The sequence below is a fragment of the Verrucomicrobiota bacterium genome (assembly GCA_039027815.1).
Taxonomy (GTDB): Bacteria; Verrucomicrobiota; Verrucomicrobiia; order Verrucomicrobiales; family JBCCJK01; genus JBCCJK01.
In genome coordinates this window covers 1-23,673 of the sequence record JBCCJK010000002.1, presented here as the reverse complement: position 1 = coordinate 23,673, position 23,673 = coordinate 1, and the positions used below count along the sequence as shown (strand labels likewise).

The following is a 23,673-nucleotide window of genomic DNA, read 5'->3' as shown; positions in this document are numbered from 1 at the left end:
GAGGTTGGTATGAAGCCACGAGGAGGGCCGGTGCCGATTGAGGAACCTTCGGGGCGATTTCTGATGGCCTGGCGGGCTCGCTCAGTCTGGACCCGAGTGGCCCGCTCCCTCGCAAAATGGGTTCACAAAGAAAGAGCCCACCGTGGAGGGTGGGCTCTTTTTCAGAAAGGTTCTTTTTTTGGGGAGTGCCGCTCGGGCTGGCCCTCCCTGCCGAAGCGAGACCTGATACCAAGCGGTAGAATTGGCTGGTAGGATTAGAGATTCCCGGCCTCAAGAAGTTTCTTCATGGCCTTGACCCCTTCGACGGGCCCCAAGTTCTTGCCCTCATATTCGATGGAGACAATGCCCGTGAAACCGGCATCCCGGATCAACTTCATGAGCCGCGGGTAATCGAAGTCCTTCTGGCTCCCGTCGTCTTTGAAATCGTGCCCTTTGGCAGAGACCGAGACGGTGTAAGGCATCATGTCTTGCGTGCCTTGGTAGATGTCACTTTTGATCATTTTCCCGAAGTCAGGCATGAGCTTGCAGTGGCTGTGATCCATGGTTTTCGCGAGCGCTGCCAAAAAAGCGCCCGAGCCTTTGCGGCTGCCAGAAGTCGGTTCGATGACGATGGTCACGTCCTTGGACTGGGCATACTCCGTCAATCCGGTTAACGCCACCACCGCCCGCCGAATGGCCTCGGCTTCATCGACTTCGTTGTCCGCTTTCACGAAGACCCGCACGAAGGGCGCTCCCAAGGTCACGGCCTGATCCACAAAGCGTTTGAACTTCAGCCCGTTTTTTCGGAGGGCCTCGTCGCCTGCGGGGGTGGCGTTCACGATCCCAGCCATGACCAAGAAAATCTCCGATCCGGCGGCGTCCGCGCGATTTTTCAAGCCGGGCAGAAATTCAGGGTCTTTCTTCCAGCCCTCGGGAAAACCGCCTTCCCAGACATCGATTTTGGTGATGCCAAAGGTGTCTTTGGCGAAGTCTGGGTAGTCATGGGCGTGCAGCTCTCCCGACTTGAAGAGCTGCCGCAGTGAATACATGGAGAGGCCGATTTGGTAGGGGCCACTGACCTCTGAAAGAGCCGGTCCTGCCAGCAAGAGCGCCAGTGCGCTCACCAGGGAGAGTTGTTTCATCTTCTTGTTCATGGTGGGGATGGGGGTGGGCCGACCTCCGCTTCCGAACCGACCCCGCGGAGCAAAAGCCCGCCTGGTCTGGCTTCGGTGGCCAGAGGTGACGTTCACATCTTTCTTAGGCGACGGAGACACTTTCAAGGGGCCCCCAACCAGCACGGGGCTCACGCCAAGCCATGGCATTGATTGCCGGATCGTTTACAATTTCGCCCGCTTCGTTCAAAACGAGCTTTTTCCCGGCTCGCGCACAAAGATTGCCGAGCTGAATATTGGCCGTCATAGGGCCGGCGTACGAGAAATTGGATTGGCTGAACTCACGAGGCTTCTCGCCCTTGCACGCCATAATGAATTCCACGTGGTGGCCGGGAGAGCGTTCCAGCAATTCCGGGGGGCGACCAAACTCCTGCCGCCGGGTGTTGGGAATGACCCGGGGGCTATTCCAGTAGTCACCTTGCACCAGCATCTTGCCCTTGGTGCCGATGATGAGATTGCCCGTCCGCGGCAGCTTGACGTTGTCGATCTTCAGTTCTTCAGGCGTTTCCGGCTGGAAGGGTCGCCCTTTTTCATCCTTGCCCTCGTACCAGAAAGTAGCGAAGCCGGGGCGGTCGGCGGTCGCGCGGTAGGTGCTCTTCACCACCATGCCGGCGGGATACTGGTCTTGGACCGCGCCTGTCATTTTGAGCGGCTCGGCGGTTTCCGCGTAGCCGGGGTTCATGATGGCGTAGATACCGTCGGTGGTGTGGCAAGCCATGTCACCCAAGGCACCCGCTCCGAAGTCGACGATTCCCCGCCAGTTGAAGGGATGGTAGGGGCCACGCACCCGCCCATCTTTGGCTGGCTCGGCGCCCTCTTCGGGAGCCACAAAGGGCCGGGTGGGGGCGGAGCCAATCCAGGCGTCCCAGTTCAAGTAGTCGGGCACGGGAGAGCTGCCGGTCGGTCGGCTGCCCCCTTGAGGCCAAACGGGGCGGTTGGTCCAGGTATGGAATTCCAGGACGTCTCCCACCGCGCCGCCTTTGACGTATTCATAGGCGATGCGCCATCCGTGTTTGGCGTGCCCGTGATTGCCCATCTGGGTCACCACGTCTTTTTTGGCTTCATAAGCCTTGGTCAAGAGCTGGGCTTCGCGGACCGACCAAGTGAGAGGCTTCTCGGTGTAACAGTGAATGCCCATCGAGAGGGCCGTCATGGTGGGTGAGAAGTGGTTGTGATCGGGAGTCGTCACGAAGACCACGTCGATGTCGTCGCGATGCTTGGTGAACATCTCCCGCCAGTCCGTGTAGCCGGCGGCTCCTTCCCAACCCTTTTTCTTGAGCACGCCGTCCCAGACCCGAGTGTCGACATCAGCGAAAGCCACACATTGCAGACCCAGTTTGTGGCACTCCTTGGTGTGGGTGTTGGCTTTTCCGCCCGTCGCCACAAAAGCGACCTGCAATTTCTCATTCAAGCCTTGGCCTCGCACAATCGCGGGAAAACCAAAGGCGGCGGTGGCCGCTGTCGCGACAAATTTCCGTCTCGTGATGTTCATGTTTCTCGTCGTGTCAATTAGGGGTGGGGGGAAACCATATTCCCAGCGCGTCTGTTAGTAACGCATGCGAGGCGCTTCCTCATTCAAAAAAGACGCCTGAAATGGAGCCGGGGCTTCAAGAGTTTTCTCGCTTCAGCTCCTTGATCCGCCGCCGCAGCTTGACCTTGGTGGCGCTGCTCATACGGTCGATGAAAAGAATCCCGTTCAAATGATCGGTCTCGTGCTGGATGGCTCGCGCCAGCAGGCCATCCGCTTCCACTTGGATGACCCGCCCGTCCAGCAAGGTCAGCTGAGCGCGAATGGTGGTGGGGCGCCGGACCCCTCCCTGGATTTCTGGAAAGCTGAGGCAGCCCTCGTTTTCGCTTTCCCGGAGTTTCCCTCCCTCGATTTCCGGATTGAGAAAGGTGAGCGGCATCCAGTCTTCCAAGCTCGCCTCCTCGCCATCCACCCGGAAAACCGTGAAGCACTCGGGATCGTGGCTGACGTCGACGATGGCCAGTTGGATCGCCTGACCGATTTGCTGGGCCGCCAGGCCGATGCCGTCCGCGTCCCGCATCGTCTCGAGCATGTCCGCAGCCAGCCTGCGAATCTCCTCCGTCACCTCCTCGACCCGCGCTCCCTTCTCTCGCAGGACCGGCTTCCCGTAGTAGACGATGGGTAAAATCATGAGCCCGCTCCGGGCAATTCCACCCGGGTGCCCAGGTCTTTCACGTCGATTCCCGCCGCCCGCAAGGTTTCCTCCAGCAAAACGAGCGTCTCCAAGGTCACCTGCTTGTCCGCTTTGAGTTCGACCTGCACCTCGCGCCCGGCCAACGATTCCAAGCGAGCCGGCAGCTCCGCGATGGCCAAGGTCTCTCCCTGAAAGAGGATCTCCCCCTCCGCCGTCAAGGCCATCAGCAAGCGCCCGCCGGCCGTCGCCACTGGCCCGCTGCCCCCTGAAGACTGGGGCAACTCCAGTTGCACGAGCGCGATTTCCTCCTTCCAGGTCATCGTCACGATGAAGAAAATCAGAAGAATCGTGAGAATGTCGATCAACGACACGATCGGAATGGTCGGGCGCGCGCGGCGTTTTTGGTAAAAGCTCATCCCTGCTTGCGGCTGGTTTCTTGAAGAATGGCTTCCTGATCGGGGGCCAGCAGGCGATGCAGCACCTGGACCGCCACCACCTCCATCCGAGCCGCCAACCGCTCCACCCGAGTCGTGAAATGGGTGTGAAAAATCACCGAAGGCACCGCCACCGCCAGCCCGGCAATGGTCGTCAAAAGCGCCTCGGCGATGCCGGCCGCAATGCGGTCTTCTGCTCCACTTTCAGTGAGCGCCGAACCCTCGAGACCCCCGAACACCCCCACCAAGCCGGAAACCGTTCCCAAAAGACCGAGCAGAGGCCCGATCGTCGTGACCACCTCCAAAGCAGAAAGCCCCCACTGCAAGAAAACCACCTCTTCCCGAGCCCGCGATTCGAGAGCGGCCTGCGCCTCCTCCGGACCTTGCTGCTCGGAACGCAAAAGAGGCCGGAGAATGCGAGACAAGGTGGAGGGATGGCCTTCGATGGCCAAGGCCACCGCCTCCCTGTAACCGCCCCCCTCCTTTTCTTCAGCCCGACGAAGGGCCAGCAAAAGCGCCTCCGGCACCACCCGGTCCGCCTGGAGCGCCAGGAAGCGATGCACAATCAGCGTCACCGAGACCACCGAACAAGCCAGCAGCAGCCACATGAACCAACTGCCGGTCTCCAGAAGGTAGAAAAAATTCGACCCGCTCCCGCCATCGGCGGCCAGAAAGAAAGGGCTTGGCATCATCACATCAGAAAGTGGAATCGGAAGGAAGGCACCTCCATCGGCTCCCCCTCCAGCCACGCAAGCACTTCCTCGGGAATCGGCGGCACCTCCGCCCGCAAAATGGCCTCGAAAGTGATGTCTGTCATAATGGCATTGACCGTTTGCTTGACCTTGCGCAGGCCGGTCACCCTCCCGTCTGGCTGAATCGTGAAAGTCACGGCCAAAAAGCCCGAGGTCCCGAAATCCAGGCGGGAACGGACCCGCGGATGCCACTCTCTGGCAATCGCGTCGTAGACTGCCTTGCTGTAACGCCCGAGCGGCGTGTCCTTGGTATTAAGGGCGGGGCGGCCAAATTCGGCCAACTGCCCCCGGATCTCCATCTTCCGCTGGAAATTCTGAAAGGTGCTCTCCGCCGAAGAGGGTGACACCTTTTGAAAAACGGGCGTGACACTCGACTCCGCCGAGGCCTCCCGGAGCGGCTTCTCGCCCTCCTGCTCCGGGAGACCTTCCGACTCGCGCAAGGCGGGCTCCTCCACCTCCTGGGAATCAGCCGAGGCCAAAGGCTCGTTTTCCAAAGTCTCGATTTCCGGCAAGGCCAAGGGCGTCTCCTCGGGCGAGGAAGCGGGCGCGGGCACGTTCCTCACCCGCTGCTCCTGGGGTTCGAAAAGGGCCAGCGCCCCCCCTTGCTCCCGTTCCACCACCTCTCCCTCCCCATCGCTGAACTCTTGATCGCGCAAATGCGGCACCGGTCCCCGGTCCCCGGCCACCGCAGGCAACGCCTCCTCCCCCTGGAGGGCCGGATCCATGCTGGCCGCCACCGCATTCCGATCGGCTTCCAAATGGGTCTCGGGCGCCTCCTCCAGCGCCTCGACATCGTCCGGCTGAATGACCGCCTCGGGGGGGCGCAGCTCCGAAGGCTCCGGGAGAACTTCCTCCTCTTCCTCCACCGTCACCAAAAGATCGACCGCTGGCGAACGGCTAGCCGTCTCCCCCGGCTCCCCCCCCCCGCCGCGGCTCGCCAAAAAAGCCATGGCAGCCAGCAAGCCCAGATGCAGCAAAATGGCGATCAGGAGCGGCAGGACCAAGGCCGTTTGGCGGGGCGGGGAATCCACAGGGCAACGTAACGTCTTGGAGAAGCGACGCGCAACGCCCCATCTGCCCCTCATACCAAGCTGGAGAATTGGCTGGTAGAATGGCCGAGTGGATTTCGGGCCAGACCAAGGCGCGACGAGGGCACGTTGCAGGCACCGTAACCGAGGAGCAACGCAGGGCTGGCTCGAAAGACACCGGCTCTCCCTTCCCCGCGCTTCAGCGCCTCTTCCCCACAACACCTCCCCTCCATTCTTCCAGTGAATTCTGGAGCTTGGTATAAGGCCTCTCTTTCCAGGCACCAAGCTTCCTCCCCTCTGCCAGCTCCTTCTGAAAATCGTGAATCAGCCTGGCCGCTCCCCTGCCCCGGCCATCCGCGTCGTCCGCGCCCAATGAAAAAGGAACTGCTGCAGCCAACCCGCATGCGGCCCCAGCTCCCTCCGCGCCCAATCGCGCAGCTTCGGCATCGGCCACTTCCGCCGCTTCCCGCCCTCCAGCTCTCGCAGCACCCGCTCGGTCCAAACATCCACTGGAAAGACCTCGCTCCGCCCGTAGCCAAAGAGCAGCAGGCAATCCGCAATCTTCTCGCCCACCCCGTGGCACTCCGCGCAAAGTGCCCGACGCGCCTCCTCGGTCGGCCAGGCCTCCAGGCTCTCGAGCCAGCCCGGCTCCGCCACCAGCTTCTCAGCGGCCAGGGCCACGCTCTTGGCGCGATAGCCCAAACCCCATTCCCGCAGCTTGCCTTCGCCTGCCTCCGCCACCCGCTCGGGGGAGGGAAAAGCCCACACGCCCGAACCGAGCGGGCGCCCCAACTCCTGGCGCAGCCGCAGCGAGCACTGGCGGATATGGACCACCTGCTTGAGAGCCGACATCAGAAAACTCGCCAGGCACTCCCACAGCGGCTGACGCAGAATGCGCAAACCCGGAAAAAGCGCCATCGCCTCCCGCACAATGGGATCCTCCGCCAAGGGAAAGCCCCGCCGGACCTCCTTCAGCGAAAGATCGAGCGCGAAGTAGCGCCGCACCCGCTCGACCGCCCCGCGACTGCACCACAACTCCCGCGGCGAAGGCTGCTCCAGAAAAAGCCCCTCCTCCCCCAAGGCCCCCGCAAAGCCCTTCCCCGAAGCCTGCCAGTGAAAGGTCTGGCCCGAATCGAGGGTGGCCGCCAAATCCAGCTCGCCGGGACCCAAGGGAAGGGCCTCCAAGCCTGGCCTCCGGCTCACCGGATGAAGTAACTCAAATTCTCCAGCTCGACCGCCAGATCGACCGAATTGACCGCCACCTCATCGGGCACCTGCAGCACCGTAGGCGAAAAGTTCAAAATGGCCTGCACCCCCGCCTCCACCATCTCATTGACCACCTGCTGGGACTGCTCGCCGGGCACCGTCAAGATCGCCATCTTGACCTCGTTCTTGCGAATGAAGCGGGGCATCTCCGTATGCGCCAAAATGGGAATCTCCTCCCCGGCCAAATCCGGCCGATGGGGATCGGCATCGAAAGCCGCCAAAATCTCAAAGCCCTCCTTATTGAACCCGCGGTAATGGAGCAAAGCCGCACCCAGATTGCCGACCCCCGCCAAAATCACCGGCAGCAATCGCGCCCGCCCCAGCACATCGTGAAGCATATCGTGGAGCATCTCCACATTGTAGCCCAAGCCCCGCGTCCCAAACTGACCGAAATACGCCAAATCCTTGCGAAGCTGGGTCGACTTCACCCCAGCCGCCTTGGCAAGCGCCTCCGAAGAAACCGTCGCCATCTCATTCTGAAGCAGTCGTGCCAGACAGCGCTGGTAAATAGAAAGCCGGTAAATCGCTTTCTTAGGAATATCTTGCGCCGCCATTTTGTGAAAAGTCCCAAAGTAAATCACAAATGGCCAAGCGAGGTCAACACCGCACTCGTGAAAAATCACAAATCCCGGGTTTTCTCTCCCGCTAGCGGGGAAGAAACCCAAGCGGGAGGGACTCTCCAGGACGGCGTGGCCCCTCTTCCCCAGTCACCAAACTGCCTCCACCGGAGAACCCTCCTCATGGAACCTCCGATCTTTCGTCAAGACCGCCACCCCGTGCCGCAAAGCCGTCACCGCGATCATGCGGTCAGCAGGATCGCGATGCTCCCATTCCAGATCCGCCACCTGCGACCACGTTTCTCCGTCCACCGCCTCCACCCGCCAAAGCTCCAGCTGCCCCAAGAGAGGAAGCCACTCCCGCACAGGCCTCATCGGTTCAATCAGCCCTCGCCGCTCCTTCATCCGCAGCTCCCACAGACTGACCGCAGAGACAATCACCCTCTGTCCACTCTCCAACAGCGCCTTGGCCTGCGGGCTCAAACGGGCATCCCCCTCCAACCACCAGAGCAAAGCATGAGAATCCACCACCATTACTCGCCCACTTCCTCCCACTCCGTCTTTAAAGGCTCCAGCAAAATCGCCTCAGCGACTCCCGCCGTCCCCCTACCCCCGCCAGCACGGTAAGTCGCCAACACCTCCTCCACCCGAGCCGACCTTCCAATCGGTCGCACCTCCAGCACCTCTCGTCCCCGATCCGTCACGATCAAAGGCTCCCCTGTCTGCTCCACCTGACGAAAATACTCCAGCATCTTCGCTTTCAGCTTACCCTTGGAAACCAACATCCACCAAAGTGACTCCGATCGTGACTAGAGTCAAATGAGATTGCCGACTTCCGCTGGTCCGGACCGAATACCAAGCTACAGAATTGGCTGGTAGAATGGCCGAGTGAATTTTGGGGCAGACCATGGATCACCGCTTGCCCCCAAAAATCGGGAACCAACGCCGTTCCTCCTCCCTCTTCGGAGGGCTGGGGCGGGGGGGCGGGGCCACCTGGCGCACTTCCACCTTGCGGTGGATGGGGCAGTAGCCGCGCGGGGCGCGGCCTTGGGGCAGATTGAGGACATGGGCGTGGCCTTGGTCGCGGCAGATCGAGGTCGCCCGCAAGCCACTGAAGCGACAGAGCGTGACCCGCGTCATCGGCGCTTGGTAGCGGAAATCCTGGGCCGCGTATTTCAACTCCTCCGCCCGCTTCATGACGGCGGTCCAAACCGGCAGGGAAAGTCGGCTCCCGTAGCCCTTCCAGACCGTTCGCTTGGGCTCGTCCAAGCCGACCCAGACCCCGCAAGTCAGGCTGCTGGTGTAGCCCAGGAACCAGGCATCCCGGAAGTCGTCCGTGGTGCCCGTCTTGCCCCCGGCCGGTGCCTGGAAGCCGTGCCGGGTCCGGGCGGCCGCTCCCGTGCCGCCGTCCATCACTCGCTCGAGCGTCTGGGAAGCCAGGACGGCCGCTCCCGGGCTGGTGACCCGGCGGGTGATGGTGCCGGAGCGGTAGATGGTTTTGCCTTCCGAGTTTTTGATTTGATTGATGACGTAGGGGCGAAGTCGGACGCCTTGGTTGGGGAAGATGGTGTAGGCGCCGGTCAGGTCCCGGAGATTGCCTTCGAAGGTGCCGATGTAGGTCACGGGCGAGTCGGGGAGGTCTCGACTCCGCAGGCCGAGGCTGGCCGCCAACTCTTTGACGTAACCCAAGCCCGCCCACTCGCCGACCCGCACACTCATCGTGTTGCGCGAGCGCACCAAGCCGACCCGCGCCGGTTGCCAGCCGAGGTATTTGCCATCGGAATTCTTCGGGCTCCAGTGCTTGTCGAGGTAAGGGATTTCTCCGCGACCGATCGGCTGGTCGCTGATGAGCGTCTCCGGATGCAGGCCCCGCTCGAAGGCGGCCAGGTAGACGAAGGGCTTGAAGATGGAGCCCACTTGGCGGCGGGCGTGCAGCGCTCGATTGAACTTGCTTTCGGTGATGTCGCGCCCCCCCACAATGGCCAGGAGCCCACCGGTGGCGTTGTCGATGATGACGACTGCTCCCTGCATGTAGGCGGGGGCCTGGCCGCTGGCCTCGAAGTCGTACTCTGCCTTCCTCTGGTGCGGGTAGCCTTCCCCTTGCTCGATTCCGAGGAGCTGCTCTTCCAAGGCCTCCTCGGCCGCCAACTGCAAGTCGAGGTCGATGTCGGTGAAGATTTCAAGTCCACCGAGGTCGGCCTGCTCATCGTCCAGCAAGAGGTCGAGATCCCGACGCACCGCATCCATGGCGTAGGAGTCCAGGAAGACGCGTCGGCTGGGCGGCCGCACATGCACCCGCACCGCTTTGGCCGCTTCCGCCTCCTCGGCTGAGACCAGTCCGGCGTCTTGCATCCGATTGATGGTTCGCCGCATCTCGGCGTGGGCCGCCTCGAGGTCGTTGAAGGGAGAGAAGGTCGTGGGACTGCGGATGAGACCAGCCAGCATGGCGCCTTCGGTCAGCGAGAGGGACCGAGCCGGCTTCTCAAAGTAGGCTTGGCTGGCCCGCTCGATCCCGTAGAACCCGGAGCCGAAGTAAATCCGATTGATATACTGCGCGAGAATCTCTTCCTTGCTCAGCTCGCTCTCGATCCGACGGGCCAGAAAGACCTCGACCGCTTTCCGGTGGAGCGAGGTCTCGGTCAGCTGAAAGGCATTGCGGGCCAACTGCATCGTAATGGTGCTGGCGCCTTGGGTGAACTCCGCGTCTTGGAAGTTGCGAATGGCTGCCCGGACCACGCCCAGGTAATCCACGCCCTGGTGCCGGTAGAAATGCTCATCCTCGCGAGCCAAGAGCGCTTCCAGAAAATTCTCGGAAACTTGATCGAGCCCGATCACCACCCGGTTCTCTCCGTGGAGGCGGCCCATGACCCGATTGTGCCGATCGTAGACATTCGAGCGCTGGGGCATCTGGCTCAGCTGCGCCAGATCGAAGTTGGCTGCTTTGGCTTGGTAATAGGCCAGCCCGGCCGAGAGAAGGATGACGCCGACCAAGCTCACCACGCCCAGCATGAGGGTGACCCGCCGCCAGAAACTCTCCCTCTTTTTCCGACCCCCTTTCCGGCGGCCCGGGCGGGCGGGCCGTCGGCGATTGGTCGAACCCTTTCTCAAGCGGCTGACGTGTTTCTTGCGAGGAGGCATGGAGGAAGGAAAAAGGCGGTTGCAGCGATTTCAAGCGACAGGAAGGATGACGCGCTCATGGACGCCGCCGTGGAACGACTCCTCGACCTCGCCCTCGCCGAGGACCTTGGCAATGGCGATCTCACCACGGAAGCCTTCGTCCCGCAGGAGGCGCGCTCGGGCTGCCGAATTGTTTCGCGGGGAACAGGCGTGCTGGCCGGCATGGAAGTGGCCTTGGCCGTTTTGCGACGTCTCGAACCCGAGTTGGAAATCGCCGAAAAAGCCGAAGACGGCACCTCTCTCCGGCCCGGTCAAATCGTCTTGGCGGCCGAGGGCCGGACCGCCCCCCTCCTGACGGCCGAGCGGACCGCGCTCAACTTCCTGCAACGTCTCTCCGGCATCGCCAGTCTCACCCGACGCTATCGCCAGCTCGTGGCCGGCCTCCCGGTCCAGCTTTTGGACACCCGCAAAACCACTCCCGGCTGGCGCCTCCTGGAAAAGGCAGCCGTGGTGGCCGGCGGCGGAATCAATCATCGTATGGGTCTCTACGATGGGGTCATGGTGAAAGACAATCATCTGGTCTTTCTCTCTCAGGACGGGGACTTGCAGCAAGGCATTCACCGACTGCGGGAACGCCATCCCGGGATCCCGATCGAGCTGGAGGTCGATACCTTGGAACAATTGGAGCGGTTTCTTCAGCTGGAGGGAGTGGACGTCATCCTGCTTGACAACATGGAACCCGACACCCTCCGCCAAGCCGTCCAACTCACCCAAGGGCGCGTCAAACTGGAGGCCAGTGGCGGCATCACCGAAGAGACACTCCGAGCCAAGGCGGAAACCGGCGTCGACTTCATCTCGATCGGTGCGCTCACTCATTCGGCCCGCGCGCTGGACCTCAGCTTGGAACTCCATCCCCTGTGAGCCCTGACCTCATCCGAGCCTTCGCGGACTCACTCCCCCCGGACCTCCGCCTCCGCTGCGTCTCGCAAACCGATTCCACCAATCGGCAGGCCCGGGCCGAGTGGCAGGGACCTCCGCTGGCTCTCTTTGCCGATCACCAAAGCGCCGGTCGCGGTCGTCGCGGAAACCGTTGGTTCTCCCCGGCCGGTCACAGCCTGCTCTTTTCCCTCGCGCTGGCGCCCCCCACCTCCGCGGAAAGCTGGAGCCTCTTGACGCAAGCTGTCGGGGTGGCGGTGGCCGAACTCCTGCGCCAAGAAACCCGCATCCAAGCCTGCCTCAAATGGCCGAACGACGTGCTGGTGGAAGACCGCAAAATCGCCGGCATCCTCTTAGAATCGGACCTGCAATCCGGCCTCGTCGTGATCGGCATCGGGCTCAATGTCCTTTCCCAGAAAGAAGACTTCCCAGAAGAACTTCGCGAGAGCGCCACCTCCGTTCTCCGGGAAGCGCCCACGCTCGCCCAGGAAACCCATCCCCGCGAATGGCTGGCCGGGCAGCTCTTGCACCACCTTTTCCAATGGCTGGACCGCCCGGCCCAGACCATCCTGGCCACCGCCAGCGCGCAGAGCTGCTTACTGGATCGACTCGTGGAACTCCAGACCAGCAGCGGCCCTCGCCGGGGCCTCGTTCGCGGCCTGGGCCCCCAGGGCGAACTGCTCTTGGAGGAAAACGGCACCCTGCACCCGATCCTCCAAGCCCACGAAGTCCGCCCTCTGCCTTCCACTTATTTTTGAAAGCAAGCTGCCCCATCTCGTTGGCCCCCACCCTCAGAGTGAGAGAGGGAGCCCGAAGGTTTCCCTTGGCAAGCTGGCCGAACGCCCTCTACTTCAAGCGGGCCTGACCCCCACTCCGCCATGATTGGATCCCCGGAAGAATACAAGGAAATCCAGCTCTTCGACCTCGAAGGAGACGCCTCCAACCGTGATTTCTACAACAAGCTTCTCCGAGGCACGACCCACAAGCTGAACAACCAAATCGCGGTCATCGACGGCTTCTCCAGCCTCATGAAAATGACCGACCATCTGGACCCCTCTCTGGTAGAGAACCTCGATCACATCAAAACCGCCTCCACCTCGGCCGCCAGCCTGGGCGAACGCATCCTCTCGGCGGGGGGCTGCACGCGGGTCCAGCCGCAAATCGTGAAAACGGCCGACTACGTGGCAGGCATGCGCGCCGACCTCATCTTCCCGTTTGAACAAGCCGGCATCCACGTGCAGGTCAATGTCTCGGAGGGCCTCCCCGACATCCAGACCGATCCCTCCCGGCTGAAAGACGCCCTCCTTGAAACCATGCGAAACGCGGCCGAAGCGGCCGGGCCCGATGGCGAAGCCGCTCTCGACGTGGTCGGACCGGCGCAGGGCGGACCAGGCGGCCAGGGCTGGGTCGACATCATCATCCGCAACACCGGTGAACTCATTCCCAAGGAAAAGTTGGAAATCATCTTCACCCCCTTCTTCAGCAGCAAAGACAGCACCCACTTCGGCCTCGGCCTGACCATCGCCGCCATGCTCTTGACCCAACTCGGCGCCCGCATCCGCATCAAAAGCGACGAGCAAATGACCACCCTCTGGATGAGCGTGCCCGTGGCCTAATACTAAGCTGCAGAATTGGCTGGTAGAATGGCCGAGTGGATTGCGGACCGTTTCCGGCTCGACCCGCCTCTCCCCAACCCGCCAAAACGTCCTCCAAAAGACCGGCTACAACTGAGCCAAGGCCTCTCTCACCACTTCCGCCGTCTTGGTCATCTCCATGTCCCCGTGGGCCAGCGAAATGAAGCCGGTTTCAAAAGGAGAGGGGGCAAAGTAGACTCCCTTCTCCAAACACGACTTGAAGAACTTTTGGAAGGCGGCCTGGTCGGCTTTCTGGGCTGATTCCAAATTCAGGACCGGCTCTTCGGTGAAAAAGAGACAGAACATGGAGCCAAGTCGATGGAAGGTGTAAGAGCGTCCCGCGGCCGCCAAGCCTGAGCGGACCGCCTCCTCCAGCATCGCCCCCAGCTCCTCCAAGCGCTGGTAGGCATGGCGTCGGTCCAACTCGCGCAATTGGGCCAGCCCAGCCGCCACTGCCAAAGGATTGCCCGAAAGCGTGCCCGCCTGGTAGACGGGACCATCGGGCGCCAAGTGATTCATGATCTCGGCGCGACCCCCCAAAGCCCCCACCGGCAAGCCGCCGCCGATGACCTTGCCCAGGGCCGTCAAATCGGGCCTCAGGCCCATTCGTTCTTGCACCCCCCCCTTTGCCACGCGGAAGCCGGTCATGACCTCGTCGAAAATCAGAAGCGAGTCATAGCGGCGGGTGATCTCGCGAAGAAACTCGAGAAAGCCCTCTCGCGGCGGGATGAGTCCGGCATTGGCTGGGAAAGGCTCCACGATGATGGCCGCGATTTCCGGGCCCCACTCCTGAAAGACCTGCTCGACCGCCCCGGGCTCATTGAAAGGAACCGTCAGCGTGAGTTCCGCGAAAGACCGCGGCACCCCGGCGCTGTCGGGCTTCCCAAAGGTCAAGGCCCCGCTTCCCGCCGAAACCAGCAGCGAATCGACATGGCCGTGGTAGCAGCCCTCGAACTTCAGAATGCGCTCCCGCCCCGTGAAGCCCCGCGCCAAGCGGATGGCGGACATGGTGGCCTCGGTGCCACTGTTGACCAGCCGGACCTTCTCCACGCTGGGAACCCAATCGCAAATCAAGCGCGCCATCTCCACCTCGGCCGGATGAGGAATGCCAAAGCTGACTCCGTCCTTGGCCGCCTGGTGGACGGCCTCGATGACCGGCAAAGGGGCATGCCCCAGGATGGCCGGCCCCCAAGTGCCGACGTAATCGATCAGCTCGCGCCCATCCACGTCCCAAAGCAGAGGCCCCTTGGCCCGCTGCACGAAAAAGGGCGTGCCATCGACGTTGCGAAACGCCCGGACCGGCGAATTGACTCCTCCAGGAATGACCCTCTCGGCATGCTGGTAGAGTTTCTGGGAGAGCGGGCCGGCCGTGTTGGATGATTGCATCAAGAAACGAAAACCGTTACGTTCGGGAAAGGGACGAATGGTTTCGCAAGCCCTTCCGTCCTAGAAAGGCCACCCTCTACCCAGACCCCACTCATGAACAAGATTGGATTTCTCGCCCTCGCCCTGCTTTGGCTATCCCTGCCCGCGCTCGTGTGGGGGGAAAGTCGCCTCCTGCGGGATGAAGAAGTCATCCTCTTAGAGGAATTCCTTCCCGAGGGAGAAAGCGTCAAGCTGACCCTGGATGAGCCAGCCCCCATCTTTTACACCCGCAAAGCGCAGCGACGTCTCGGCACGCTCGAAGCCCCGCAAGAAGTCGAACTCCTGGCCTTCGACCAATTCGGCTTCCGCATCCGCGGGCAAGCCACTCATGGACAAGTGGCCGGATGGATCGGGCAAAAAACCGCCAGCGGCTTGAGCGCGGAAGACGTGCAAAACCTGGCCAAGCTGGCCGAACGACGCAAGCTGGTCCGTGAACTCATCGCCAATCAGGAAGTGGCGCTCGGGATGACGCCCGCCGAATGTATGGAAGCGCTCGGCAGCCCCACCCGCCGAGCCAGCACGCTCGACGCCCAGGGTCGCTCCGAGCGCCTGGAATGGATCACCTACGAAAAAATCCCGGTCTACGGCTACGTGACCGACCCCTACACCGGCGCCGCTTACCGTCAGGTCATTGGCTACGACAAGGTGGAAACTGGGTTCCTTTCCGTGGCCTTCGAAAACGGGGCCGCCGCGGAAATCCAGGAGGAAAGCGAAGACACCAAGGACCGGGGGCAGCTCAAAATCGTCCCCCTCCCAGTGGAGTTTCCCTTCCGCCCCTAGCGGCCAGGCCCGCAGGAAGCCATCTTGACAGAAACGCCCAGGCCGATAGTTTCGTGGCCCTCTCGGGGGAGCGGCGAGGTAGCCAAGTGGTAAGGCCGGGCTCTGCAAAAGCTCTATCGCGGGTTCGATTCCCGCCCTCGCCTCCACCTTCCCACCCATGCGTGTGCTACTTCAGCGGGTCTCTCAGGCCAAGGTCGAGGTCGACGGACGGCTCATCGGGCAAATCTCCCAAGGTCTGCTCCTCCTCCTGGGAATCGAAGAGGCCGACACCGAAGAAGACATCGAATGGCTCGTCAGGAAAGCCGCTCGCATGCGGCTCTTCGCCGACGCGCAAGGCAAAATGAATGCCTCACTCCACGAAGTCCAAGGACAGGCTCTCATCGTGAGCCAATTCACCCTCCACGCCAGCACCAAAAAGGGCCATCGCCCCTCCTTCCTCCGCGCGGCCGCTCCGGCGCAAGCCCTTCCCCTCTATCACCAATTTCTGAAAACTTGGGAGAAGGAAACAGGGCGAGCCCCCGCCTCCGGCCAATTCGGGGCAGCCATGGAGGTCTCTCTGGTCAATGACGGCCCCGTCACCATCTGGATCGACTCCAAAGCCAGGGAATGATCCCAAGCTGGAAAAGAAATCAGTCCTTCAAACTCAGAATCGTCCCGCAGTAGGGACAGCGGCATCGGAGAGTGAAAACCGAATGAACGGCCAAACCACCCACGTAGCCCATCAAGGGCAACTTGGCCGCTTGGCGATCTTTTGGAATCCTCTTGGGCACATACAAAGGCTGGCGACAAACCCGACACTTAACCGGGACCGCCAAAATCAGATACAGCAGCGCGCAGAGAAACAAGGCGGCCGAAACCCAAACGGTCCAGCCCCACTCCGGGCCTTGAAAGAGCATCGGCGTGAGCGCTAGGGCGGCCACCAAGAGGACCTGGCTCGCCAACGTGAAGACCCCCCCAAACCAGACCTTCATGGGATGCAAGAGCGCCACGCCCCGGATGCGCTTTTCTGACTCGCTCTCGCTTTCGATCTTGTGCTTGGCAGCGATGGGGGCCGACTCCGCCTTGCCGGGGACCGGTCCGCGGTGCTCGAGGGCCGGCAGGGGCGCACTCTCTTTTTGCACCTCGTCCATGCGCTTGACCCGGGAAAGATCCAAGCCCACCGCCCGTTCATCCTTTCGATTGAAAGGCAAGTGGCTCTCGGAGGCTCGCTGGCCGCGCTCAAAGCTGGAGATATCGAAATCCACCACCTCCCGCTCCACGAAGACCTCCCGGTCCTCATCGAGATGATCGAGGTAAATCACCTCAGAAATCTTCTCCAGCTCCAGGGGGGACTCCTCCGCCAAGGCGATGAATTGCGCCCTGGGCGCATGTCGCAAAACCTCGAGCAGTTCCTCATCCTCCTCGGGCCTCGGCTCAGCTGGAGCCGCCCCGCTCGCTTCCTGGGACTCAGCAGAAACCTCCTCCCGCCAGGAATCAATCTTCTCGCGACTAGGCAGCTCCTCTCCTTCCTGGAGGGCGTTTTGCAAAAGGGCCTCCAGCTCTTCAGCCGACTTCTCCTCCCAAGACGAATCCCTCTCCAGACCAGCGCGCGCCAAAAGCTGGCGTTCGGATTCGGAAAGCGAATGGGGGTCGGGGGGCAAAGTGGGGGAAGGCTGGGAGCGCCTAGCCTAACGAGGCCAGCTGTTCCTGCAAGCGCTGGCGCTTGTCCTCCCAATCCGCCAACCGGGCGCGCTCTTGCTCCACCACCTCGGCCGGCGCTCGGTCCACGAAGCTGGCATTGCCCAGTTTGCCCTGGCACTTCTTGACCTCGATCTCGGTTTTCTTGAGTTCCTTGGAGAGCCGTTCCCGCTCCGCTTCCAGATCCACGAGCCCCTCCAAGGGAAGAAAAAGCTCTCCCAAATCGGTGACCGCGACCGGCGTTCCTCGCTCCGCTTGGTAGGTCGGGTCGACCACCACCGCCTGAGACTGGGCGAGCGAGGCCAGAACCGCCGACTCCCCCGCGATCCAATCCTCCTCCGTCTTGAGGACAAACCGCACCTCCCGATTGCTGGCCAAATGGTACTCCGCCTTGAGATGGCGGGCCTGCCGCACGGCTCCATAGATTTTGGCGACCCGCGCTTGCGCCCCCCTTTCTCCCAGCGCCGCCGCCGCCTTCTCCTTCTGAGGCAGGCAACGCCGCATCAGAAACTCGCCCTCCTGACCGAAACCAAGCAAAAGCCATAATTCTTCCGTCACGTGGGGCATGAACGGGTGCAGTTGCATGAGAAAGCGCGGCAAGACGGTGTCGATCACGGCCAAAGCCTGTTCCCGACGAGCCGCTTCCCCGGCCCCTCGCAAGTCCTCCTTGATCGATTCCAGATACCAGTCACAGAACTCACTCCAGAAAAACTCATAGAGCTGGGCCGCGATCTCATTGAAGCGATATTCCTGGTAGGCGGCGGCCACCGCCTGCTCCATGGCGTCCAATTTCGCGAGGACATCCAGCCCGTAGATCGGGCAGAGAGCTGCATCCAAACGGTCCGCCATCAGTCCGTCCCCTTGCATTTGGCGATACCGGCAAGCATTCCAAAGCTTGTTGGCAAAGTTCCGGCCCTCCTCGATCTGCTTCTCATCGTAGCGGACATCCGTCCCGACCGGGGCGATCCGCATCAGCCCAAAGCGCAACCCATCCGAACCATACTCCTCCATCAACAAAAGTGGATCGGGGCTATTGCCGAGGCTCTTGCTCAATTTGCGACCTTTTTGGTCGCGGATGAGCGAGGTGAAAAACACATTGGCGAAGGGCTTCTCTCCCCGAAAGCGAAAGCCCGCCATAATCATGCGGGCGACCCAGAAAAAGAGAATGTCCGGACCCGTCACCAGATCGCTCGTGGGGTAAAACTTCTTCAAGGTCTCGTTCTCCTGGTCGACCCTCGCCATGGTGGCAAAGGGCCACAGCCAAGAGCTAAACCAAGTATCGAGCACATCTTCATCCCGGACCCACTCGCCCTCGTTCTCGGGAGGGTCGATGCCCACATGAATGACCCCGGCTTCCAAATCCTTGAGATCGAGCGACTCCGCCTCCCGCAGCGCGGCCGCCTGGTCCGCCCGATACCAAACCGGGATCTGATGCCCCCACCAAAGCTGACGGCTGATGCACCAGTCCTGAATGTTCTCCATCCAGTGGGCAAAGGTTTTCGCCCACCGGGCCGGGCGAAAGGCGATCGCTCCGCTGGCCACCGCCTCGGCCGACTCCTCCACGCAGGGATATCTTAAGAACCACTGCATGGAGAGCCGAGGCTCAATCGGCACATCGGCCCGCTCTGAAAACCCCACATTGTTGTCATATTCCTCCACCCGCAGGAGAGCGTCCCGCTCCTCCAGCATCTCGGCCGCCTTTTTGCGGGCCGCAAAGCGGTCCAAGCCATCCAGCTCCGGCACCTCAGGACAATGGATCTTTCCGTCCGGGTGCAAGACATCGATGATCTCCAAATCGTGCCGAGTGCCAATGTCAAAGTCGGCCGGATCGTGCGCCGGGGTGATCTTGAGCGCGCCCGTGCCGAACTCCTGGTCCACATACTCGTCGCCGATGACGGGGATCTCGGCCGCCGGAAAAGGCCGCCGCACCTTCTGGCCGATGAGCGAAGCGTAGCGCTCGTCCTCTGGATGAACCGCCACCGCCACATCCCCCATGAGGGTCTCCGGCCGAGTGGTTGCGATTTCCAGGAACCGGCCCGGCTGTCCCACCACCTCATACTTCATGGTGTAGAGCTGGGAGCGCTGCGGCTTCATGATCACCTCCTCATCGGAAAGCGCCGTCAGCGAGACCGGGCACCAATTCACCATCCGCTTCCCCCGGTAAATCAGCCCTTGCTCAAAGAGATCGGTGAAGACCTTGGCCACCCACCGGCTGTAGTCCTCGTCCATGGTGAAGCGCTCCCGCTCCCAATCACAAGAGCAGCCCAGGCGCTTGAGCTGCTGGATGATGATGCCGCCATACTCCTCCTTCCAAGCCCAGACTCGCTCGAGAAACTTCTCTCGCCCCAAGTCCCGGCGGGTCACCTTCTCCGTCTTACGGAGCTCCTTCTCGACCCGCGTCTGGGTGGCGATGCCGGCGTGGTCGGTCCCCGGCAGCCACAAGACCGCCTTGCCCTCCTGCCGCGCCCGGCGGGCCAAGATATCCTGGATGGTGTTGTTGAGCACATGCCCCATGTGGAGAATGCCCGTCACATTCGGCGGGGGGATCACGATGGAAAAGCCTTCCTCCTCGGCCGACTCCTCCCCCCGGAAACAACCCGCCTCCAACCAGCGCGCATACCACTTCCGCTCCACCTCGACGGGCGCGTAGGCCTTCGACAGTTCCGACATGCGCGGATACTTGCCGCGTGCCCCCTTTTTGTAAAGCAGGCGTTCCCCCGAGGAGCGCTCCTTGGGCGGGGCGGCAAGCGGCATTGCGGAAATGAATTTCGCTGACAAGGTTTCCGTCCCACTCCGCCTCGCGATGTCTCGCCTGTCTTCCCCCCAGCTCGGCCTGCCCCTGGCCATCGCTCTGGCCCTCCTCTCGGTCCTCCCCCCGAGCCAGGCCCAGGACTTCGAGTGGAAGATCATCCAAAAAGACAAGCGCGAGTTCGTGAGCGGCAAAAACGTGGCCCGCTTCTACGGCTTCCCCAAATACGGCCTCGCGGGCCAGGAAGTGGTCTTTCGCTCCCAGTCGATTCTCATCCAGGGCCAACTCGAATCCAAAGACCTCTACATCAATGGCGTCCGCTTCATCCTGAACGACGCCCTCCAACTCCACCAAGGGAAGGTTCTCCTCTCGAAGCTCGACCTCCTCAAGCTCATCAACCCCGTCTTACGGCCCAATCTCATCCGCACGGCCACCCCCTTCAACACCGTCATCATCGACCCCGGCCACGGCGGAAAAGACAAAGGCGCCATCGGCTACTACGGCTTGGAAAAAGACTACAACCTCAGCCTCTCCCTGGCGGTGGGAAAAGAACTGCAACGGCTCGGCTTCAAAGTCCTCTACACCCGAACCAAAGACATCTTCATCGACCTCGAAGGGCGCGCCGAATATGCCAACCAACAGGACAACGCCATCTTCCTAAGCATCCACCACAATGCCTCCAGCCGGAAAGCGGCCCGCGGGATTGAAACCTTTGCGCTCGCGCCCCAGGGCGCCTCCTCCACCAACACCGGGCGGCTCGACCTCAAAAAACACAAAGGCAACCAGCGCGACTCCGAAAACATCGCCCTCGCCACCGCCATCCACAGCCAGGCCACCCGCCGGACCCAGGCCGAAGACCGCGGGATCAAGCGCGCCCGCTTCTCGGTCATCCGCAATGTCGAAATCCCCGGCATCCTCTTCGAAGCCGGGTTTCTGACCAACCAAGCCGAAGCCAAAAAAGTCCACACCAGCGCCTACCGCGCGCAACTGGCCGCGGCCATCGCCCAAGGGGTCCTCAACTTTCGCGCCGCCATCACCTCACGCTGAAGCCCGGCACCTAGCGAAGACTCCAAAAGATCCAAATCCCCAACAGAATCAGCCCCGTCCAAAGCCAAACCGGATGAAGGCCCAGGCTGGGCTTCTTCCCCTCACCGAACTCCCGGCGGACGAAGTCTTCGTAATCGAAATCCTCCTGCGGCAGATTCAAGCCATCCAGGGAGCTGGGCTGCTGCCAACCTTTCCGAGAGCGGGACTTCCTCGGACTGGAACAATGTGGGCAACCTTGTGGCCCGATCGGCACCTCCCGACCACAGGCCGGGCAGTGAAAGGTCTGGGGCAGCTCCTCGTCTTTCATCAATCGAGCGCTTGGAGAAAGCGTCGATAGAAGACTACGCCCGCCTCCAAATCCTCTACCGCCAAAAACTCGTCCACGGTATGCGCTTGGGCGATCGAGCCCGGCCCAGCCGCCACGCTGGGAATCCCGGCCTCCGCCAAATGGGCCGCATCGCAGAACCAAGGAGCGTGCGTCAGCTCAGCCCCCAAACCTGCCAGCGTTTCCACCCAGGGATTCGAATCCTCCACCGCCAAAGGAGGGGCCAAGGTGCGCTCCTCGATCCGCTCGAAGTCGATTCCCACCGACTCCATCCACTCGCGAAGCAGGCGCTCGGCGCCCTCGCGATGAAGCGCGGGCGTGGTTCGGAGATCGATGACCAGCTCGCAGCGATCCGGCACAATGTTGGGTCGCTTCCCGCCCTCGATCAGCGCCACGTTCAAGCGAGGTCGACCCAAAACAGGATCGGCAAAGCGGGCCAGGCTCGGACCGAACTCCCTCTCCAAGCGAAGCGCGCCCTCAGCCGCTTTCAGGATGGCATTGACTCCGCGGGAAGGCTCGGAGGCGTGCGCCGCGCGACCGGTAAAGGAAATCGCCCCCCAGAAACAGCCCAAATGACGCCGCACTACCTGGCACTCGGTCGGCTCACCCACCAGCGCAAAATCGAAGTCCGGGTAGCGCTTGGCGAAATCGCGGGAGCCCGGCTGCCGGCTCTCCTCCCCCATGAAAGCGGTCAACCAAACCTCCGTCGACTTCTTACGCAGCCCCTCCTTCTCCAAAAAAAGCGCCCACAGCATGGCCGCCAGGCAACCCTTGGTATCGCTCGCCCCTCGCCCCCAAACCTTGCCGTCCCGCAGCTCCCCCGCAAAAGGCGGCACCGTCATGCCCCCCACCCCGACCGTGTCCAGATGGGGAGCGAGCGCCACTCGCTGGCGGGGAGGGCGGGCCGTCGGAAACCGGGCTAAGAAATTGGGGCGCCCTGGCAGCACCTCTTCCACCCGCCACTCCACCTCCCAAGCGCCCAACCAAAGCGCAAGTTGTTGGGCCAGAGCCTCTTCTCCCGTCCGCTCCGTCCCCGGGTGATCCTCGGGATTGACGCTCGGGATTCGGACCAACTCTTGCAGGAGGCGGACGCAGTCGCCGGGGAAGGAGGATTCCATGGACCGAGCCTATCGCGAACGGCCCGGGAGGCCAGGGCCAATCGAATCCATCGCCTCTCGATTCTCCCATTGACACGACGAAGAGCAGCGCCCTACACTACCGGCCGAGGTCGTGGAAATTCCTTCCCCGCCCCAGCCCCCTTCCCCATGAGTGATCAGGACAAAAATCCACCCAGCGAACAGACTTCCTCCGTTCCGCTGAAAAAAGAAACGGTTCGCATCACCCTGAAAGCGAACCAAACGCCTTCCGCTCCCGCCCCCCCCAGCGCCCCCACTCCTCCTCCGGCACCCACCCCGCTGAGCAAGGACACGGGCGTCGTCCCCCCGAGCCCTCCCCCCGCACCCGCCGCGCCGAAGCCGGTGGCCGGGCCTCCCAAAGTTGGCGGAGCACCGACCATCCCCTTGCGCAAGCCGGCCGCGGGAGCCGGCGCCCCCCGCACCGTAGCCCTCAAGACCGGAGCGGCCGCCCCGGCCCAGCCCGGTGCCCCCCTTCCTCAGGCCACCAAACGGCTTGACCAAACCCAGCCCCTCGGCAAAGCGCCCGCCGCCGCGGCCGCCACCGCCAGCTTCGCGGACGAGGAGGACGAAGAAGAAACCGAAGGCGCCGCCTACCTGGTGGCGGCGGTCATCGTCTTTTGCCTCTCGGCCGCCGTTCTCGGCCTCGAAGTCGTCAATTATCTGGCCGCAGGCAGTTGAAACCTCTTCCTTCTTCATTCCTACTTCTTACTTCCCCCTCCCCATGGCTCTTCCAGCAATTCTCCTCATCCTCGCCATCGCCGTTTTGGCCATCCAGCTCTGGACTTCCCTCGGGTAAGTTCCTCAGAAGTTGCTCCAAACCGTTGGTGGGAATAAGACCAGACCTCTCCGTCTCCCACAAATCTGAAACCGCCCGGGTTCCACCGGGCGTTTCTTTTGCCAACCCAACGTAACTCACCCACATGTCTACCGAACTCACCGTCACCGCCACCCAGGAAAATTTCGCCAGCGAAGTGAAAGAAGCTTCGCTTCCAGTGGTCGTCGATTTCTGGGCCGAGTGGTGCGGACCCTGCCGCATGCTCTCCCCCGTGCTTGACGAAATCGCCGAAGAAAAAAAAGACACCGTCAAAGTGGTGAAACTGAACGTGGACGACAACCGCGAACTGGCCGCCGAATACAGCGTGCGCTCCATCCCCATGCTCCTTTTTTTCAAGGGCGGTGAGGTCAAAGACCAAATCACCGGTGTCGTCCCCAAGGAAGAAATCACCAAGCGACTCGACGCGCTGGTCTAAGCATCGAGCCGCTGCCTCGGACCAAGGCCTACCCAACCGTCTCAGAAAGCCCTCTCCCGGCCCATCCCGCACTTCGGGAGATGGGCCGTTCTGCTTCTCGGGCGGGTTATACCAAGCTGCAGAATTGGCTGGTAGAATGGCCGAGTGGATTTCGGGCCAGACCAAGGCGCGACGAGGGCGCGGTGCAGGCACCGTAACCGAGGAGCAACGCAGCGCTGGCTCGAAAGACACCGGCTCTTCCTTCCCC

Annotated in this window: 24 protein-coding genes and 1 tRNA gene; 9 read left to right on the top strand and 16 right to left on the bottom strand. The window is 62.1% G+C overall.

The features are described from left to right. Positions 1-254: 254 nt before the first annotated feature. The 11 genes from AAF555_01320 to AAF555_01270 all read right to left on the bottom strand — a co-directional run bounded on the left by AAF555_01320 (position 255) and on the right by AAF555_01270 (position 10,488). Positions 255-1,121 carry a TIM barrel protein gene (locus AAF555_01320; protein MEM6910196.1) on the bottom strand — a complete coding sequence of 289 codons (867 nt, stop codon included), beginning with the start codon at positions 1,119-1,121 and terminating at the stop codon, positions 255-257. Positions 1,122-1,236: 115 nt separating this feature from the next. Then, on the bottom strand, positions 1,237-2,643 hold the full coding sequence (locus AAF555_01315; protein ID MEM6910195.1) for a Gfo/Idh/MocA family oxidoreductase: 1,407 nt from the start codon (positions 2,641-2,643) through the stop codon (positions 1,237-1,239). Positions 2,644-2,758: 115 nt separating this feature from the next. After that, positions 2,759-3,310 (bottom strand): peptide deformylase, encoded by a 552-nt coding sequence (gene def / locus AAF555_01310; protein ID MEM6910194.1) that lies wholly within the window; start codon positions 3,308-3,310, stop codon positions 2,759-2,761. Then, positions 3,307-3,729: a biopolymer transporter ExbD gene (locus AAF555_01305; protein MEM6910193.1), complete on the bottom strand. Its 423-nt coding sequence runs from the start codon at positions 3,727-3,729 to the stop codon at positions 3,307-3,309. Before AAF555_01305 ends, def begins: the two co-directional genes overlap by 4 nt. Continuing rightward, positions 3,726-4,439: a MotA/TolQ/ExbB proton channel family protein gene (locus AAF555_01300; GenBank protein ID MEM6910192.1), complete on the bottom strand. Its 714-nt coding sequence runs from the start codon at positions 4,437-4,439 to the stop codon at positions 3,726-3,728. Before AAF555_01300 ends, AAF555_01305 begins: the two co-directional genes overlap by 4 nt. Then, positions 4,439-5,530 (bottom strand): hypothetical protein, encoded by a 1,092-nt coding sequence (locus tag AAF555_01295; protein ID MEM6910191.1) that lies wholly within the window; start codon positions 5,528-5,530, stop codon positions 4,439-4,441. Before AAF555_01295 ends, AAF555_01300 begins: the two co-directional genes overlap by 1 nt. A gap of 321 nt (positions 5,531-5,851) precedes the next feature. Continuing rightward, positions 5,852-6,712, bottom strand: coding sequence for a DNA glycosylase (locus AAF555_01290; GenBank protein ID MEM6910190.1), 861 nt, complete (start codon positions 6,710-6,712; stop codon positions 5,852-5,854). A gap of 14 nt (positions 6,713-6,726) precedes the next feature. Then, the gene (locus tag AAF555_01285) at positions 6,727-7,347 is read right to left on the bottom strand and encodes a redox-sensing transcriptional repressor Rex (protein ID MEM6910189.1); all 621 of its coding nucleotides are present in this window, start codon (positions 7,345-7,347) and stop codon (positions 6,727-6,729) included. Positions 7,348-7,500: 153 nt separating this feature from the next. Then, positions 7,501-7,878 carry a type II toxin-antitoxin system VapC family toxin gene (locus AAF555_01280; protein MEM6910188.1) on the bottom strand — a complete coding sequence of 126 codons (378 nt, stop codon included), beginning with the start codon at positions 7,876-7,878 and terminating at the stop codon, positions 7,501-7,503. 5 nt (positions 7,879-7,883) lie between these two features. Beyond that, positions 7,884-8,135 (bottom strand): type II toxin-antitoxin system prevent-host-death family antitoxin, encoded by a 252-nt coding sequence (locus AAF555_01275; protein ID MEM6910187.1) that lies wholly within the window; start codon positions 8,133-8,135, stop codon positions 7,884-7,886. A 127-nt stretch (positions 8,136-8,262) separates the two neighbouring features. After that, positions 8,263-10,488, bottom strand: coding sequence for a transglycosylase domain-containing protein (locus tag AAF555_01270; GenBank protein ID MEM6910186.1), 2,226 nt, complete (start codon positions 10,486-10,488; stop codon positions 8,263-8,265). A 57-nt stretch (positions 10,489-10,545) separates the two neighbouring features. Here AAF555_01270 and nadC point away from each other — a divergent pair, with 57 nt between their 5' ends. From nadC to AAF555_01255, 3 genes are all read left to right on the top strand, one after another. Continuing rightward, a complete protein-coding gene (nadC, locus tag AAF555_01265; protein MEM6910185.1) occupies positions 10,546-11,388 on the top strand; it encodes a carboxylating nicotinate-nucleotide diphosphorylase in 843 nt (280 codons plus the stop codon). Continuing rightward, positions 11,385-12,161: a biotin--[acetyl-CoA-carboxylase] ligase gene (locus AAF555_01260; protein MEM6910184.1), complete on the top strand. Its 777-nt coding sequence runs from the start codon at positions 11,385-11,387 to the stop codon at positions 12,159-12,161. Before nadC ends, AAF555_01260 begins: the two co-directional genes overlap by 4 nt. A gap of 120 nt (positions 12,162-12,281) precedes the next feature. After that, entirely contained in the window at positions 12,282-13,019 is a 738-nt protein-coding gene (locus tag AAF555_01255; protein ID MEM6910183.1) for a HAMP domain-containing sensor histidine kinase, read from the top strand. A 105-nt stretch (positions 13,020-13,124) separates the two neighbouring features. Here AAF555_01255 and hemL read toward each other — a convergent pair whose 3' ends face one another. Beyond that, positions 13,125-14,423, bottom strand: a complete 1,299-nt coding sequence (gene hemL / locus AAF555_01250; protein MEM6910182.1) for a glutamate-1-semialdehyde 2,1-aminomutase — start codon at positions 14,421-14,423, stop codon at positions 13,125-13,127. A gap of 93 nt (positions 14,424-14,516) precedes the next feature. Between hemL and AAF555_01245 the strand changes: the two genes are divergently transcribed. The 3 genes from AAF555_01245 to dtd all read left to right on the top strand — a co-directional run bounded on the left by AAF555_01245 (position 14,517) and on the right by dtd (position 15,852). Then, positions 14,517-15,242, top strand: a complete 726-nt coding sequence (locus AAF555_01245; protein ID MEM6910181.1) for a hypothetical protein — start codon at positions 14,517-14,519, stop codon at positions 15,240-15,242. 72 nt (positions 15,243-15,314) lie between these two features. After that, positions 15,315-15,388: transfer RNA gene (locus tag AAF555_01240), tRNA-Cys, on the top strand. 11 nt (positions 15,389-15,399) lie between these two features. Continuing rightward, positions 15,400-15,852 carry a D-aminoacyl-tRNA deacylase gene (gene dtd / locus AAF555_01235; protein MEM6910180.1) on the top strand — a complete coding sequence of 151 codons (453 nt, stop codon included), beginning with the start codon at positions 15,400-15,402 and terminating at the stop codon, positions 15,850-15,852. Between the two features lie 19 nt (positions 15,853-15,871). On the opposite strand, the gene AAF555_01230 is transcribed toward dtd, so the two are convergent. Further along, positions 15,872-16,882 (bottom strand): hypothetical protein, encoded by a 1,011-nt coding sequence (locus tag AAF555_01230; GenBank protein ID MEM6910179.1) that lies wholly within the window; start codon positions 16,880-16,882, stop codon positions 15,872-15,874. Positions 16,883-16,904: 22 nt separating this feature from the next. Then, a complete protein-coding gene (locus AAF555_01225) occupies positions 16,905-19,673 on the bottom strand; it encodes a valine--tRNA ligase (GenBank protein ID MEM6910178.1) in 2,769 nt (922 codons plus the stop codon). Between the two features lie 49 nt (positions 19,674-19,722). Here AAF555_01225 and AAF555_01220 point away from each other — a divergent pair, with 49 nt between their 5' ends. Beyond that, positions 19,723-20,715: an N-acetylmuramoyl-L-alanine amidase gene (locus AAF555_01220; protein MEM6910177.1), complete on the top strand. Its 993-nt coding sequence runs from the start codon at positions 19,723-19,725 to the stop codon at positions 20,713-20,715. A gap of 10 nt (positions 20,716-20,725) precedes the next feature. Here AAF555_01220 and AAF555_01215 read toward each other — a convergent pair whose 3' ends face one another. Together AAF555_01215 and AAF555_01210 are read right to left on the bottom strand one after the other, a co-directional pair. Then, positions 20,726-21,022 carry a hypothetical protein gene (locus AAF555_01215; GenBank protein MEM6910176.1) on the bottom strand — a complete coding sequence of 99 codons (297 nt, stop codon included), beginning with the start codon at positions 21,020-21,022 and terminating at the stop codon, positions 20,726-20,728. Beyond that, entirely contained in the window at positions 21,022-22,158 is a 1,137-nt protein-coding gene (locus tag AAF555_01210; protein MEM6910175.1) for a M20/M25/M40 family metallo-hydrolase, read from the bottom strand. The genes AAF555_01215 and AAF555_01210 overlap by 1 nt, the downstream gene beginning before the upstream one ends. 147 nt (positions 22,159-22,305) lie before the next feature. Here AAF555_01210 and AAF555_01205 point away from each other — a divergent pair, with 147 nt between their 5' ends. Both AAF555_01205 and trxA read left to right on the top strand, forming a co-directional pair. Then, positions 22,306-22,854, top strand: a complete 549-nt coding sequence (locus AAF555_01205) for a hypothetical protein (protein ID MEM6910174.1) — start codon at positions 22,306-22,308, stop codon at positions 22,852-22,854. Positions 22,855-23,096: 242 nt separating this feature from the next. Continuing rightward, positions 23,097-23,426, top strand: coding sequence for a thioredoxin (gene trxA / locus AAF555_01200; protein ID MEM6910173.1), 330 nt, complete (start codon positions 23,097-23,099; stop codon positions 23,424-23,426). Positions 23,427-23,673: the final 247 nt, after the last annotated feature.